Origin of the sequence: Glutamicibacter sp. BW78, from assembly GCF_002332245.1 — a bacterium.
Lineage (GTDB): Bacteria > Actinomycetota > Actinomycetes > Actinomycetales > Micrococcaceae > Arthrobacter_H > Arthrobacter_H rhombi_A.
In genome coordinates this window covers 183622-197994 of sequence record NZ_NRGU01000038.1, presented here as the reverse complement: position 1 = coordinate 197994, position 14373 = coordinate 183622, and the positions used below count along the sequence as shown (strand labels likewise).

Genomic DNA, 14373 nt, shown 5'->3' with positions numbered 1-14373 from the left:
AGCCCGAGCGATGAAACCACACCTTCCACGATCAGCGGCCTACTGGTTCGAGAACGCAGCGTCGAAGGACGCCTCCGGCCGCTTCCACAGCAGTTCGCGAATTTTGCCGACTGCTTCGGCGGCACCGTGCAGGCGGTCCATCCCCGCGTCCTCCCATTCCACCGAGATCGGGCCGTCGTAGCCGATATGGGCCAGTGCTCGGAAGGCGTCCTCCCAGGGGATGTCACCGTGGCCGGTGGAGACGAAGTCCCAGCGCCTGCGGGGATCGCCCCAGGGCAGATGGGAGCCCAGGATCCCGTTGCGGCCCATCGGCGGGCGCAGGCGGGTGTCCTTGCAGTCCACGTGGTAGATCCGGTCGGCGAAGTCGCTGATGAACCCGACCGTATCGATGCCCTGCCAGAACATGTGGCTGGGGTCCCAGTTCAGTCCGAAGGATTCGCGGTGTCCGATGGCCTCCAGGGTGCGCACGGTGGTCCAGTAGTCGTAGGCGATTTCGGAGGGGTGGACCTCCAACGCGAACTTGACCCCTTCGTCGTCGAACACGTCCATGATGGGGTTCCAACGGTCGGCGAAGTCCTGGTAGCCGGCGTCGATCACCTCGCCGGGGACGGGAGGGAACATGGCCACGTATTGCCAGATCTTCGATCCGGTGAAGCCCACGACGGTATCGGCGCCGAGTTTGCCGGCCACCCGGGCCGAGCGCTTCATATCCTCGGCGGCGCGTCGGCGCACGCCTTCGGCCTCGCCGTCGCCCCAGATATAGGGGCGCAGGATCCCCTGGTGGCGGAAGTCGATCGGGTCATCGCAGACGGCCTGCCCACCCAGGTGGTTGGAGATGGCCCAGACCTTGAGACCGTGACGGTCCAGGATCTCGAGCCGCGAGGCCAGATAGGCGTCGTCCTCATCGGCGCGCTGCAGATCCAGGTGATCTCCGGAGGCGGCGATCTCCAGGCCGTCGTACCCCCAGTCCGCGGCCCGTCCGGCCAGCTCCTCGAAGGGCATATCGGCCCATTGGCCGGTAAACAGGGTGACGGGTTGCTGCGTTGGGGGCTGCGGTGTCACGGTCATCGGTTCCTCCTGTGGGTGCGGGGGTGAAGGGGTGGAGTTCAAGATCAGGGGCTCACAGGCTATGTTGCACGGCCGGGTGATCGGTGACCGAGGAGACGTCCACCCACTGACCCGTGGCCGCGGAGGCCAGTACCGCGTCGGTGATGATGCTGGCCCGCAACCCGTCGGCGAAGGTCGGCATCCCGGCGGGCGATCCGCCGCCGATGTGATCGTAGGTATCGGCGATGAAGGCCGCGAAGGCTTCACGGTAACCCATGGGGTGCCCTGCAGGAACGGTGGAGAGTCGCTGGGCATCGGGGACCAGTTGCGGGGCGTCGCGGGCCAGGATGGTGGAACCGGCCCGGCCGCCGAGCCAGAGTTCGTCGGGGTGCTCCTGATCGAAGACCACGGAGCCCCGGGTTCCGGCAATTTCGAGCATCAGGGCATTTTTCCGGCCGGCGTCGACCTGGGAGACCATGAGGCTGCCGATGGCGCCGCCGGCCATCTCCACGATGCACACGGCCGAGTCCTCTGTTTCCACCACCTCTCCCCCACGGGTGGGGTGGGCGATCCCCAGCCGGGCGTTGACCCGGGCAATGCGTTCGCCCGAGACGAATTCCAGCAGGTCCACCAGATGGGAACCGATATCGCCGAAGGCCCTGGAGGGTCCCCCGGAAACGGGGTCCACCCGCCAATTGGTTTCCTGGTCGCAGAGCATCCAATCCTGCAGGTAGTTTCCCCGCACGGTGAGCAAACGCCCGATCCCATCATCGGCTGCCTGGTGCCTGGCTTGCCGGGCCATGGGGTGGAAGCGGTAGACGAACGGGACCGTGGCGGTCAGCCCGGTGCGGGCCGCGAGCTCGGACAGCTCCCCGGCTTCCTCCCGGCCGGTGGCCAGCGGTTTTTCGCAGACCACGTGTTTGCCCGCGTTCAGGGCCGCCCGTGCCTGGGCCGCATGCACGGCATTCGGGGAGCAGACATGGACGACGTCGACCCGGTCCAGGAGCTCCTCGATGGAGGACGATGCGTGTGGGATTCCCAGTTTGGCGGCCGCTTCCGAGGAGCGGTCGGGGTCCGAGGACATCAGGGTGACGATCTCGGCGCCGGCGGCCCGCGCGGCGCGGGCATGGGTGCTGGCCATGAAGCCGCCGCCGACGATCCCGACTTTCAGCGGTGCTGTGGATGTGGTGCTCACGGGTGTCTCCTGCGCAGATGGTCGGGTCGTGGTCATTTGACGGAGCCGGAGGACAGCCCGGCGATGAGGTGGCGCTGCACGAGCATGAAGCCGATGAGGACCGGCAGCGAGACGACCACCGAGGCGGCCATCAGCTGGTTCCAGTACACGTCGTTCTGCGAGGCGTAGGAGCGCAGCCCGATCGCCAGGGTGCGGGTGGAGGAGTTCGTGAGCACCGAGGCGAAGAGCACCTCGCCCCAGGCGGTGATGAAGCAGTACACCGATACCGCGACGATGCCGGGCCTCGCGACCGGCAGGACCACCCGGATCAGCGCGCCGAGCCGTCCGGTGCCGTCGATCATCGCCGCCTCCTCCAGTGCCCGCGGGATGGAGGCGAAGAAGCCGGTGAGCATCCAGATCGCGAAGGGCAGCGAGAACGTCAGATAGGTCAGGATCAGGCCCAGGTAGCTGCCCGAAAGCTGCAGCCCCACCGTCCGTTCGATCTGGGTGAAGATCAGAAACAGCGGCAGCAGGAACAGGATGCCCGGGAACATCTGGGTGGACAGGACCACCAGGGAAAACGTGCGGGCCCCCTTGAATTCGAAACGGGAGATGGCATAGGCGGCCATGATGGCCAGCACGACCGAGAAGAAGGTGGCGCTGACGGTGACGATGAGGCTGTTGACGAAGTAGTCGGCCAGCGGGACGGTCGTCCAGATGTCCAGATAGGGCTGCAGGGTGATGGTGCTGGGCCACCAGGTGAAGAGCCCGCGCACATCCTCGAGCGGTTTCACGCTGGTGATCAGCACGACATACAGCGGCAGGATCACGATCGCGGAGAGCCCGAGCAGCCCGAAGGTGCGCAGGATCCGGAATCCACGGGTTTCAAGCATCGGTGCTCTTTCCCTTCGGCATGACGAGTCGGATGTAGAAGGCGGAGGCGATCAGCAGCACGATGAGCAGCAGGACGCTCATGGCCCCACCGACGCCGAAGTTCCAGTTGCTGAAGGACTGCTGGTAGATCAGCGGGGAGATCAGTGTTGCCTCCGGTGGGGAGGCCGGCCCGAACAGCACGTAGGGGACGTTGAACTGGTTGAAGATCCACAGCGAGAGGATCAGCAGCAACACCGTGTTCGCGTGGCGGATCATCGGCAGGGTGATGTTGGTGAACTGCTTCCACAGGCTCGCCCCGTCCAGCGCTGCGGCCTCATAAACGTCGCCGGGGATGTTCTGCAGGGCGGCGAGCAGCATCAGGAACGCGAAGGGCCAGAACTGCCAGACCGTCACGATCACCATGACCCAGAAGGCGTTGGAACCCAGTAGCCAAAACGGCCGGTGGTCCAGGATCCCCAGGTCATCGACCAGCAAACGGTTGATGACGCCGTCGCGCTGGTTGAACATGAACGCCCAGGCGATGGTGCCCACATAGCTGGGCAACGCGTATGGGACCAGGAACAGGGTCCGCAGGAAGCCGCGGCCCCGGAAGCTCGAGGAGAGCAGGACCGCGGCGAACATCCCGATGCTCCAGGCCAGGCCCACCACGATGATGGTGAACAGCACCGTGCGGCCGAGGGCGTCGTAGAACTGGCTGCCGATCGGACCGGCGGGGTTGAGCCCGTCGACGAAGTTCTGGAATCCGATGAACTTCGCCTGCACCCAGTTCGCGATGCTCAACTGGGTCAGCGCGATGAACGCAATCCAGACCCCGAGGGCCATGGGGATGATGTGGATCAGCAGTTCCATGATGCTCGCCGGGGCGACGAGCAGATACGGGAACAGGTCCTTCTTGCGTTTGCGGGGCGTTGCGGCCGGGGCCGGGCGCCCCGCGGTGGGGGTGCCCGGATCCGATGCGGCCCGACGGCGTTTGCCGGCTTCGAGGGTGGGGCCCATGGTCAGTCCTTTCAGCGGATTCGACGAGGGGTGGGCGGAGACGGTTACATCTGCGAATTCGCGTTGTCCAGCGCCTTCTTCACGTCCGCTTCACTGACCTTCTCGCCCTGGGCGATCTTGGCGAAGAGGTTCTTCACCGCGGTGCCGACCAGGGTCTCCATCTGGCTTTCTGAGGGGTAGAGGGGCATCGGCTGGGCATGGTTGGCCAGGATGTCCTTCTTCAGCGTGATCTCGTCTGATTGGAAGGCCTCATCGTCGTAGGCGGCGGTGACCACCGGCAGCGCGGTGTATTCCTTATTCAGGTAGATCTGCTCATCGTCGCTGGTCAGGTGCTTCACGAAATCGACGGCCGCCGCCTTGTTATCCGAGTTGTCGAAGACCGAGACGTTGATCCCGGCGACGTGGCTCTGCGTACCCTCCAGGCCGGTCGCATCGGCGGTCATCATCGGAACCGGCGCTGCCTGATAGTCCTTCATGTCCCGGGCGTTCAGGGTCTTGCCGGGGGCCTGATCGAAGAACATGGCCGACTTTCCCGCCGCGAAGTCCTCGACCATATCCGAGCCGTTCTGAGCCTCGGCCATGGAGGGGTTGACCACGCCGTCGGAGCCCATCAGCTGGACCCACTGGTTCACGCCCTTGACGACTCCGTCGGTGGCGAACTGTGGCTTGCCGTCGGCGTCGTACAGGGATCCGCCGTTCTGCAGCCCGCGGATGAAGGCGGCGTGGGCGTTATTGGTGACCGAGGCTCCGGCCAGGGACACGCCCCACTGATCGGTTTTGCCGTCGTCGTTGGTGTCCTTGGTCAGCTTCTTGGCGTCGGCGACGAAATCATCCCAGGTGGCCGGCGGGCTCTCGATGCCGGCCTCCTTGAACATCTTGGTGTTGTAGTACATCGAGTAGCTCAGCCCGTAGAGCGGGACGGAGGTCGGCGCCTTGCCCTCGGCTCCACCGGTGGCCCAGCTGGTTTGGACGAAGCGGTCCTGCCCGCCGATCTTCTCCAGCGGATCGCCCTCCCAGGGCATGAAGGCACCGGAGGCCTGCAGGGAGACGGCCCAGGTGTTGCCGATGTTCAGCACGTCGGGGCCATCGCCTGAGGAGACGGCGGTGAGGATGCGGTTGTAGAGGTCGCTCCACGGGATGACCTCGAGCTCGACCTTGGTGCCGGTCTCCTCGGTGTAGCGGTCGATGGATTCCTTTAGCACCCGCTCGTCGTCGGTGACCGAGGTGCCCTGGTTGGAGGCCCAGTAGGTGATGGTTCCGCCAGCCTGGGCGTCACCGACATCATTCGAGGCCGAGTTTCCGCAGGCCGAGAGGCCCAGGACAAGGGTTCCAATGGAGAGGGCGGCTGCCCATTTCTTGGTCGTTTTCATGGTGGTTTCTCGTTTTCTTCTCATCGGGCGGAGCCCGGGTGCGGTGAGGTGCAGGGCAAGCGGTGGCTAGGTGGCCTGTTGCTGGGGTGGATACGGAGGGATGCGCCGGGGTTGGCCCGGTGTGTTTGATCAGACGGAGCTGCTGGCCTTCGACGGGTCCCAGTCGGCATCCAGCGGTTCGGAGGCCTCGACCGTGCTGGTCACATCGACGAATTGGCCGGTGCCGGCGGCTTCGGAAATGGAGACCATGATGTCCAGGACGTGGAAGGCCAGCGCGCCGGGAACCCGTTCGGGGCGCCCTTCGCGCAGGGCCTGGGCTATTTCGGCGACGCCGGTCCCCCGGGTGAACAGCGAACCTTCGGCCTCGATGACCCGCGAATCGTCCTCACCGGTGTGGAGGGTGGTGGCGCCGTCGAACATATTGGGGTCGGGGAACACTGCGGTGCCCTCGGTGCCGGCGATCTCGACGAACCCTGCCCGTGGGAGTTTCGAGTCGAAGCTGAACACCGATTGTGCGCTCGCCCCGGATTCGAATTCGATCAACGCGGAAATGTGGGTGGGCACCTCGACGGGGAATTCGGTGCCTGCCTTCGGTCCCGAGCCGATGGTGCGGGTGGGGCGGGCCTGGGAGGCGGTGGCGGCGACCCGGCGGACCGGGCCGAAGACCTGGACCAGCGTGGTCAGGTAGTAGGGGCCGACGTCGAACATGGGGCCGGCGCCCTGCGCGAAGAGGAATTCGGGGCTGGGGTGCCAGGATTCGGGGCCGGGGACCTGGAAGAGCGTCAGCCCGGTCAGTGGCTGGCCGATGGACCCGGCGCGGACCTCGCGCAGTGCGGTTTGCAGGCCGGCACCGAGGAACGTATCCGGGGCGACGGCGACGCGGACTCCGGCCTGGTGGGCGGCGTCCATGAGTTCGCGTCCTGATTCGCGGTCCAGGGCGTAGGGCTTCTCTCCCCAGACGTGTTTGCCGGCACGGACCGCTTGGAGGGCGACCTCCACGTGTACTGCCGGGATGGTCAGGTTGACCACGATCTCCACGTCGGCGTTCTCCAAGAGTGCCTGATAGGAGCCCGAGTTCGGGACTCCCCATTTGGCTGCCTGGCTGGCGGCGCGTTCCTCGTCGAGGTCGGCGATGAACAGGACCTTCAGGTCGGGGAAGCGGGTCAGGTTCTCCAGGTACTGGTCGCTGATGGTTCCTGCGCCGACGATGCCGACGCCCGTGGTGGTGGTGTTCATTTGGTGCCTGCCAGGAAGTTGTAGGAATCGGTGACGGCTTGCAGGACGTCGCCGTTGAAGTCGTCGAGTTCAATGACGCGGAGTGCTTGGGGTGCGGCGGCGAGGATCTCGGCGATCGGCATGGAGCCGGCGCCGACGGCGACCTGTTCCTTGTCGTTCTTGGTCTTGGGTCCGTCCTTCACATGGAGGGCTTTGACCCGGTCGCCCAAGCGGCCCAGCAGCGCCGGGGCGCTTTCGCCGCCGACTTCTGCCCAGTAGGTGTCCACCTCCAACACGACGGCGTCGCCCACCTCCTCGGCGAAGACCTCCAGGGCTGCGGTTCCGTCGATGCGGTTCTCGAGTTCGAAGGCGTGGTTGTGGTAGCCGATGGCCAGCCCGTGGTCGGCGGCCTTCGCAGCGATGCCCTTCAGCTCACGGGCAATGCCGGCAACGGATTCGCGATTGGTCCAGCGGGACTCCTCGATATGCGGGTCAATGATGGTGGAGATGCCCAGTTGCTTCGCTGCGGCGAAGACGGCGTCCAGGTCGGCGTCGATGAGCTTAACATGTGCCGTCGGAGCGGAGAGCCCGAGACGGGGCAGGTGCTCGGCGTATTCGGCGGCCCGTTCGACGAACGCGTAGGGCTCGACCTGAGTGAAGCCGATGCCGGCCATCGCTTCAAGCGTTCCGGGAAGGTCCTCGGCCAAATGGCCGCGGACCGTGTAGAGCTGGACGGACGGTGTCATGAAAGGGCTCCTCGGTGCTGCGCGGACTATCGGGACTACTGCTAATGCGACCGTTGTCGTGATGGCGATCACATCAACGTTGGATTGAGCGTACGATTACTTTTGACGAACGTCAAGCAAAAGATGTAGACATATACTCATAAGGTGATTCTCGGCCACTCCCCCTCCCCAAGACGGGGAATGGCGAATCTACTGGCATGATCGCTGCAAGCAACCGACGACGTACGAGAAGAGGGACCATGCCAATCGACACGGCGGAGAACGGCACGGCCGACCTGGCCAAGGCCGGCGAATTCCTGCAGTTGCTACGCGACGGACGCCCCCGGACCCGCGCCGAGTTGGCGCAGGTCACCGGAATGGCTCGATCCACCGTGGCGTCCCGCGTGGACACCCTCCTGCAGCTCGGCTACGTCGCCCCGGTCGGCGATTCCACCTCTACTGGCGGTCGCCCACCGTCGCTCTTCGCACTCAACCCCGACGCCCGCGTCGTCATCGGCGCTGACCTGGGGGCCAGCCACGCCCGCGCCGTGCTGGCCAACCTCGCGGGGGAAGTCAAGGCCGAATTCTGGGAAATGCTGCCCATCTCCAACGGCCCCGAAGCCGTCGTGGGTTGGCTGGCCCAGACCATCGGGCGGCTACTTGCCGAGGCGGGATGCACGACCAGCGAGCTTGCGGCCATCGGCGTGGGACTCCCCGGACCGGTGGAGTTCCAGACGGGCCGCCCGGTCAGCCCACCGATCATGCCGGGCTGGGATGGCTACGATCTGCCCGCGAGGCTGCACCAGGACTACGACGTCCCGGTACTGGTGGATAACGACGTGAACATCATGGCCCTGGGCGAACACAAGGCGAACCTACCCACCGATCAGGACATCCTTTTCGTGAAGGTGGCCACTGGCATCGGCGCCGGCATCATTGCCGGCGGGAACCTCGAACGCGGAGCCCAGGGAACCGCAGGAGACCTCGGGCACGTGCGGGTCCCCGGCGGACCAGAGACCCTGTGTACCTGCGGGAATGTCGGGTGCTTGGAGGCCGTCGCCAGCGGTCCGGCCATCGCCCTGAAGTTGGGTCTGACCGCCGAACCGGGACAGAACATCCCCTCACTCGTGGCCCAGCAAGTGCGCGACGGCGATGCCGCCGCCATTGCTGCGGTGCGTCAGGCCGGTCGGGACCTAGGCAGTGTGTTGGCCACCTGCGTCAGCCTACTGAACCCCTCCGTCATCGTCGTCGGCGGCTCATTGGCCCAGGTGGGTGAGCACCTGCTGGCTGGCATCCGAGAGGTGGTCTATCAGCGCTCGCTCCCCCTGGCCACCAAGCACCTGCGCATCATCGCGTCCAGCTCCGGCTCCCACGCCGGTGTCTTGGGCGCGGTGGCCTTGGCCTCAGAATTCGCGCTGTCTCCGAAGGCAATTGAGACGAGGGGCAGCTAACAACTCATCCAGCCGTCAACGACGTCGTGCCCGAGAATACCGGCGAGATGTTGCAGATGCCCTCGATCTTCGGGTAGTACGTCGGGGCCAAGATCCTGACGTTGACGCCGTGGAACCTGCTCGAGGAACTGCCGATAATCCATGGGGCCTACGTCCTCTTGGCGGAAGACAACAGAATCCGGTGGCAGTTCTCGACCGGGCCACACTGACGGAATATCCGCATCCCTACGGTCTCGGCCTTCGGCGCCCTACACCTGGTCACCAACAAGGGCCCGCTGACCTTGACGATCGTGGGCACCCGGATCCAAGCCTGGGAGCATTTGCTGGCCTTGCCCTCGGGCTTGGACTTCGGCGAGATCCACATCATCGGGCCGGCCCCGGGCAACGTCAAAGAGATTGTCGAGCAGGGGCGCAGCAGGGCTTCACCATGCGGGCCAGCAACGCCGCAGACGCGCTGCCGGTGTCGGATGTCGTGGTTTCCTGCACCAGTGCGCAGGAACAGCCCTTCGGTGGAGCCCGGGTGCTCGACCACGCAGTGGTCATCGCTGTCGGATCACACTCCCCCGATTACCGTGAGCTCACCGATGGCCTGTTGGCCCGTGCCGGCAATGTCCTCGAGTCACTGGATAGTTCGACCCGGGAGGCCGGGGAGATCATTGAGGGGCTAGACAGCGGAGCCATCGCCAATCGGTCGGCCTTGGTCACAATGCGCCAGTTGGCCGGAGGGCACGCTCTGCCCGCAGGGCGGCCGAAGATCTTCAAGATCACGGGCATGCCCTGGCAGGATCTGGCCGTGGCCTCGGCCATCCATGAGGCGGGAGCGATCGGAGTGACAACTTCATCCAGCCAGAGATCGGACATGTCATGAGAGTCCACCTGGCCAGCGTGCTCGCCAACGACCAGGCGAGGGCCGAGCGGTTCTACGCCGAGGTGCCCGGCCTCGTGAAGAATAACGACATCCCGATGGGTACTGACCGTTGGCTGATGGTTGTCTCCCTCGAGGATTCAGAGGGCACCGAACTGCTGCTCGAACCCAGCGGTCACGCTGCGGCCCAGCCCCATAAGGATTCCCAGTTCGCCGACGGGATTCCCTTCACCCAATTCGCCGCCGCCGATGTCCAGGCCGAGTACCTAGCGGACTTGGGTGCGCGCCTCACGTAGGAGCCGCTGACCATGGGTCCGGTGACCACTGCGGTGTTGGACTGCACCTGCGGGAACCTCATTCAGATCGCCACGCTGCTGGCCTAGACCCGGCTGGTTCCAGGACACATCATCACGGGATTCCTGGTTTCCTCATCGAGAGTGACGTGGGGCAGCCTGCGCGCGACCACTGGGCCCGCACCGAGCAACACCATGATGCCGATTGAGAACAGCCCATAGGACTTCTCGCCCACCAGCGTCGACAGGTTCAACAGGATGATACCCAGGAACAAGGGCAACCCTGCAAGACCGAGTGATGGTGCAGCGCGACGACGAAAGCGGCTCCCACCCCGTTCATCGCGTCAGAAGAAGGCCAGCACGTCCATGGAAGTCGCCGACAGCAAGAGAACCGCGCCGGCTGAGGCGATCCCCCGAGCCAGGTGCAGAGCTGGGCGATCGGCTCCAACCGCAGCACCGCAGCAACAGCCACCAGCACCGTCACGATGCAGGCGGCCGCCGCCGAGGCGTTCTACGGAGCTTGGAAACGAGGATGTGCGATCCCAATCCGCTGACCCGGCACCCCGCGTCGACCCATCTGGAACAGATAGCGGGAAGCGATGTTGAGGAACGCCAGTACGCATGCGAACAGGCTAGTGACAAATTGCAGCTGCACCACATGCGTGCCGACGGCCCCGAGATAGGTCTGCGTCGTCGAGTTGCGGATGGTGCCCGGGTTCTGCGTGGTTTCGGCGACGACACGGCTTTCCCCGTTAGCACTGATCAGCAGCCAGCTCGAAACAGTGTAGAAGACCCCAATGGTCACCAGGGAGAGGTAGGTGGCCCGCGGAATGGTCAGCTCCGGATCGCGCACTTCGTCCCGGAAGACCGCCGTGGCTTCGAATCCGACGAAGCTGAGGATGGCGAAGAGGATACCCGTTCCCGGGGCACCCGAAAAGATCTGTGAGGGACTGACGATACCGGTGGCGAAGCCTTCAGGACCTCCTCCGGAGAGGACGACGACGGCGTCGAGCACCAGCACGATGGCCACTTCCGCGAGCAGCAGGATCGCCAGCAGTTTTCCGGAGAGTTGGATGCTGCGATGTCCCAGGATCGCGACGACGGCGAAACCAGCAGCGGCCCACACCCACCAGGGAAGCGTCGGGCCCCCGTAGGAGGAGACCAGTTCCGCCAGTGCCGGGCCGAAGAGACCGAAGACCCCGGCCTCGAGGGCCAGGTATGACAGCAGCGCAGCGAACGCCGCACCGAGGCCGGCTCCGCGGCCCAGCCCCTTGCCGACGTAGGAATAGAGGCCCCGGCAGTGGGCACGAAACGGGTCATCTGGGTGAAACAGATGGAGAACCGCAGCAGCACCACGGTGACCACGACATAGGAGAACGGGAAGCCGGTTCCATTGCCTAGCGCGATGCCCAGCGGAACCGGCCCACCAATGGCGCCCAGGGGTGACGCGGCGACGACGATGAAGACGACCGAGGCGGTGCCGAGATTGCCCCGTATCGGGGAGCTCTCGACCCTGCCAACCGAAGTGCGCGCAGACGAGGGAAACGCCGCAGTCTGTTTACTGGGGGTGGTTTGTCGGGGACATGGCGTCTGCTTTCGGTGTGCGAACAGTGAACTGCCCACCACGCTATGGCTAGAGAAACCCGGCACAGCCCGACGTTAATAGCCGGGTACCCGAATGAACCCACATGACTCCAGCAAGGTGCTGTCGCGTCCTTTGGAGACACCCGATGAAACGGATAGGCGTCATGTTCGACATAGAACGATCCGACGCGGAAATCGTTCGCTATGAATTATCAGCCAAACAACGATGGCATTTGTACGCCAAAAACAGCGCCTCTGCCCCCTCTCGTGGGAGCCCAGCAGCGAAGCCCCTTCGACCCCTGCCGCAGAAAAGGTAAAGTGTCTGCGCATATGAAGTACGATGCAAACCTATTGGTCTCGTGACGGCACAACTAAGAATCAAAGTACCTAGGAGTGCAGCCCCTCCTAAGGAGTCGCTCCCAGCATTCCCGGCGCAGAGCCCCGACGCCGACCTGAAGGTTCCGGCGAACATCAGAGGGAACCACCTAGGGCTTGACGCGCATTTCACTCTGAAACTGGAACTAGCCGCCGATCTTAACAGAAATACGCTGGCTGAGTTTCCCAGTTACCACGCGACTGCGATGCCAGCCTAGGAGCCGCAGCTCGGAAGGCGATCACAGCTAGACTAGGCTACCAACAGCCTGACTAATGCCATTGAATTTACTGTCGAACGTCACCGGCTGCGCATTGGCCCAATGGGTCCATGTCAGGAAAATGCCACCACGAAAATCAGTGCATCCGAATCCGGAACATCGACGTCCGCCCGGGACTACCAAGATGGTCATAGTTGCGATGCAAATGCCCAGTACCTCGAGCTGTGGTCTCCAAGCACCTACCCTTCATCTGTCTCTACATGGAGTGCTAAGGACAGGCAGTTTCCCTGGTACCGTGTTAAGGCAATATACACATCTTCTCGAAAGTAGCCAGATGATCCCGGTGATCGATGTTTTCGCTGGCCCGGGTGGGCTAAACGAAGGATTCTCTAGTGTCCACGACGGGGCTGGCAACACGGTTTTTAGGACTGTTGCGTCTATCGAAATGGAGAAATCAGCAGTTGCGACGTTGCGGCTCCGAAGCGCCATTCGCTCGACTAAATTAGAGTCCGACGGAGCTCTTTCCGCTGTCGATGCGTTCGCTGAGAAACAGATCGGCCTGGCGGAGTTGATGAATGACCCAACGTTCGCACGCAACTACGTGGCGGCAACTTCAGAAGTCCATGCTTTCGAGCTAAGCCCGTCGACCCGGGAAACTTCAGATTCTATGATCCGAACAGCTTTGGGTCCTTACCCCGAGCAGCCCTGGGTCCTTATCGGGGGCCCTCCCTGTCAAGCATATTCACTCGCAGGGCGCTCTAGGCGTGTACACGACGCTTCGTTCGAGGACGATCACAAGCACTTCCTGTACCGCGAGTACCTCCACATTATTCGACAGCACAGGCCCACCGTCTTCGTCATGGAGAACGTCAAAGGCCTGTTGTCTTCCTTGAATCGCGGGGAACGGATCTTCGATTTAATTCGTGATGACTTAGAACAGCCTGCTGATGACCTCGAGTACGACTTATATTCCATGGTTTCAGACAACACGGATCTAGACGCCGAGGATTTTATAATCAAGGCAGAGCGGTACGGCGTGCCACAGCGACGGCACCGACTCATAATCGTAGGCGTCTTGCGCGGAAGTGGCTTGAAGCGGCCTAGGATCCTAGACCGCAGCGATCAACAAGTAAGCGTCTCCCAAGCGCTGGTTGGCCTCCCTGAACTTCGTTCTTCAGTCTCCCGAGCTAACGACCCCGAGGGCGTTCTTTGGAGAGAAATTTGGCAGACTATGAGCCAGATTGCCCGTTCTTCCGGACACGAACTCCTAGGAAAGCCAAACCTCACTGTTGAATCAGCTGTGCCCTCCGCCAAACCGTCGAACTTTGTCAACGGAGCCCAAGCAACTTACTTTGATTTCATCAAGGCGAGGAGCACTGACTCCTCACCGACCTGGAACCATCATTCGCGTGGGCACCGCGGGGATGACCTCGTTAGGTATGGTCTGCTGAGCGCTTTGGCAGCCAAAACGTCTGCAAACCCAAAAGTCAGGGACTTAGACAAACAATTCTGGCCGAATCACAAGAACATAACCGACGAGGTCGTCCCATTCCAAGATCGATTCCGTGTCCAGTTAGCTGGTACCCCAGCGACTACAATCGTCTCGCACATTGCTAAGGATGGACACTACTACATTCATCCGGACCCCAGCCAGATGAGAAGCTTCACTGTCCGAGAGGCGGCACGATTGCAGTCTTTCCCAGACAACTACATCTTCCTAGGAAACAGAACTCAGCAATTCACCCAGGTGGGCAATGCTGTTCCGCCCCTACTGGCCAGAAATATCGGAAAACGCATCGCAGAAATCCTAACTGAGTAGTGTGCGATCACTCTTCAGTGGTCACCCTCTTTGGAAACGTGTTGCCCCGCTTCTCGGAACGCCACGTCGACCCGAAACTCCAACTCGGATGTCGAAAGTGCATGAACTGAAATGTAGGTTCGTTCAGCCCTGATAAGGATAATCGCTTTGCGAAGCGCCTTGTTTCGATTGACGGCCGGATACTCTTGCTCGAAACGCCACATCCCGTCGCGAACTGCTCTTGCCAACCTTCTGTTATTCGACACGGTGGCTCGCTCCATGATCTGAAAAAAGTCGTCTTCAGCAAGTGGCGTGTTTAAGTCGGGCACCTCTGTAAGGTCTGGGCCTAAAACATGCGCGCGCTGCCA

At 63.1% G+C, this 14373-nt stretch carries 14 protein-coding genes; 4 read left to right on the top strand and 10 right to left on the bottom strand.

Annotated elements, in window-relative coordinates; all coding sequences use genetic code 11:
• Positions 1–39: 39 nt before the first annotated feature.
• The 7 genes from CIK75_RS11200 to CIK75_RS11170 all read right to left on the bottom strand — a co-directional run bounded on the left by CIK75_RS11200 (position 40) and on the right by CIK75_RS11170 (position 7442).
• Positions 40–1068 (bottom strand): sugar phosphate isomerase/epimerase family protein, encoded by a 1029-nt coding sequence (locus CIK75_RS11200; RefSeq protein WP_096224280.1) that lies wholly within the window; start codon positions 1066–1068, stop codon positions 40–42.
• 52 nt (positions 1069–1120) lie between these two features.
• A complete protein-coding gene (locus CIK75_RS11195) occupies positions 1121–2242 on the bottom strand; it encodes a Gfo/Idh/MocA family oxidoreductase (protein WP_241895415.1) in 1122 nt (373 codons plus the stop codon).
• Positions 2243–2274: 32 nt separating this feature from the next.
• On the bottom strand, positions 2275–3114 hold the full coding sequence (locus tag CIK75_RS11190) for a carbohydrate ABC transporter permease (protein ID WP_096224278.1): 840 nt from the start codon (positions 3112–3114) through the stop codon (positions 2275–2277).
• Entirely contained in the window at positions 3107–4111 is a 1005-nt protein-coding gene (locus CIK75_RS11185) for a sugar ABC transporter permease (protein ID WP_096224277.1), read from the bottom strand. The genes CIK75_RS11190 and CIK75_RS11185 overlap by 8 nt, the downstream gene beginning before the upstream one ends.
• Positions 4112–4155: 44 nt before the next feature.
• Positions 4156–5481 carry a sugar ABC transporter substrate-binding protein gene (locus CIK75_RS11180; RefSeq protein WP_096224276.1) on the bottom strand — a complete coding sequence of 442 codons (1326 nt, stop codon included), beginning with the start codon at positions 5479–5481 and terminating at the stop codon, positions 4156–4158.
• A gap of 129 nt (positions 5482–5610) precedes the next feature.
• Entirely contained in the window at positions 5611–6717 is a 1107-nt protein-coding gene (locus CIK75_RS11175) for a Gfo/Idh/MocA family oxidoreductase (protein ID WP_096224275.1), read from the bottom strand.
• On the bottom strand, positions 6714–7442 hold the full coding sequence (locus tag CIK75_RS11170; RefSeq protein WP_096224274.1) for a sugar phosphate isomerase/epimerase: 729 nt from the start codon (positions 7440–7442) through the stop codon (positions 6714–6716). The genes CIK75_RS11175 and CIK75_RS11170 overlap by 4 nt, the downstream gene beginning before the upstream one ends.
• Positions 7443–7681: 239 nt before the next feature.
• Between CIK75_RS11170 and CIK75_RS11165 the strand changes: the two genes are divergently transcribed.
• Positions 7682–8872, top strand: coding sequence for an ROK family protein (locus tag CIK75_RS11165; RefSeq protein ID WP_096224272.1), 1191 nt, complete (start codon positions 7682–7684; stop codon positions 8870–8872).
• On the opposite strand, the gene CIK75_RS16245 is transcribed toward CIK75_RS11165, so the two are convergent.
• A complete protein-coding gene (locus tag CIK75_RS16245; RefSeq protein WP_158225948.1) occupies positions 8869–9015 on the bottom strand; it encodes a hypothetical protein in 147 nt (48 codons plus the stop codon). The genes CIK75_RS11165 and CIK75_RS16245 overlap by 4 nt on opposite strands.
• 284 nt (positions 9016–9299) lie before the next feature.
• Here CIK75_RS16245 and CIK75_RS11155 point away from each other — a divergent pair, with 284 nt between their 5' ends.
• Both CIK75_RS11155 and CIK75_RS11150 read left to right on the top strand, forming a co-directional pair.
• The gene (locus CIK75_RS11155) at positions 9300–9740 is read left to right on the top strand and encodes a hypothetical protein (RefSeq protein WP_096224269.1); all 441 of its coding nucleotides are present in this window, start codon (positions 9300–9302) and stop codon (positions 9738–9740) included.
• Positions 9737–10033 (top strand): VOC family protein, encoded by a 297-nt coding sequence (locus CIK75_RS11150; RefSeq protein WP_343251900.1) that lies wholly within the window; start codon positions 9737–9739, stop codon positions 10031–10033. Before CIK75_RS11155 ends, CIK75_RS11150 begins: the two co-directional genes overlap by 4 nt.
• 83 nt (positions 10034–10116) lie before the next feature.
• Here the strand turns inward: CIK75_RS11150 and CIK75_RS11145 are convergent, their stop codons facing one another.
• On the bottom strand, positions 10117–10305 hold the full coding sequence (locus CIK75_RS11145; protein ID WP_096224267.1) for a hypothetical protein: 189 nt from the start codon (positions 10303–10305) through the stop codon (positions 10117–10119).
• 236 nt (positions 10306–10541) lie between these two features.
• Entirely contained in the window at positions 10542–11363 is an 822-nt protein-coding gene (locus tag CIK75_RS11140) for an APC family permease (RefSeq protein WP_096224265.1), read from the bottom strand.
• A gap of 1178 nt (positions 11364–12541) precedes the next feature.
• On the opposite strand from CIK75_RS11140, the gene CIK75_RS11135 reads away from it, so the two are divergent.
• Positions 12542–14026 (top strand): DNA cytosine methyltransferase, encoded by a 1485-nt coding sequence (locus tag CIK75_RS11135; protein WP_158225947.1) that lies wholly within the window; start codon positions 12542–12544, stop codon positions 14024–14026.
• The last annotated feature ends 347 nt before the right edge of the window (positions 14027–14373 follow it).

Coding starts and splice junctions, on each gene's coding strand:
- CIK75_RS11200 (WP_096224280.1), bottom strand. CDS start 1,068: ATGACCGTGACACCGCAGCCCCCAACGCAGCAACCCGTCACCCTGTTT.
- CIK75_RS11180 (WP_096224276.1), bottom strand. CDS start 5,481: ATGAAAACGACCAAGAAATGGGCAGCCGCCCTCTCCATTGGAACCCTT.
- CIK75_RS11155 (WP_096224269.1), top strand. CDS start 9,300: ATGCGGGCCAGCAACGCCGCAGACGCGCTGCCGGTGTCGGATGTCGTG.
- CIK75_RS11170 (WP_096224274.1), bottom strand. CDS start 7,442: ATGACACCGTCCGTCCAGCTCTACACGGTCCGCGGCCATTTGGCCGAG.
- CIK75_RS16245 (WP_158225948.1), bottom strand. CDS start 9,015: ATGGATTATCGGCAGTTCCTCGAGCAGGTTCCACGGCGTCAACGTCAG.
- CIK75_RS11185 (WP_096224277.1), bottom strand. CDS start 4,111: ATGGGCCCCACCCTCGAAGCCGGCAAACGCCGTCGGGCCGCATCGGAT.
- CIK75_RS11165 (WP_096224272.1), top strand. CDS start 7,682: ATGCCAATCGACACGGCGGAGAACGGCACGGCCGACCTGGCCAAGGCC.
- CIK75_RS11190 (WP_096224278.1), bottom strand. CDS start 3,114: ATGCTTGAAACCCGTGGATTCCGGATCCTGCGCACCTTCGGGCTGCTC.
- CIK75_RS11175 (WP_096224275.1), bottom strand. CDS start 6,717: ATGAACACCACCACCACGGGCGTCGGCATCGTCGGCGCAGGAACCATC.
- CIK75_RS11150 (WP_343251900.1), top strand. CDS start 9,737: ATGAGAGTCCACCTGGCCAGCGTGCTCGCCAACGACCAGGCGAGGGCC.
- CIK75_RS11135 (WP_158225947.1), top strand. CDS start 12,542: ATGATCCCGGTGATCGATGTTTTCGCTGGCCCGGGTGGGCTAAACGAA.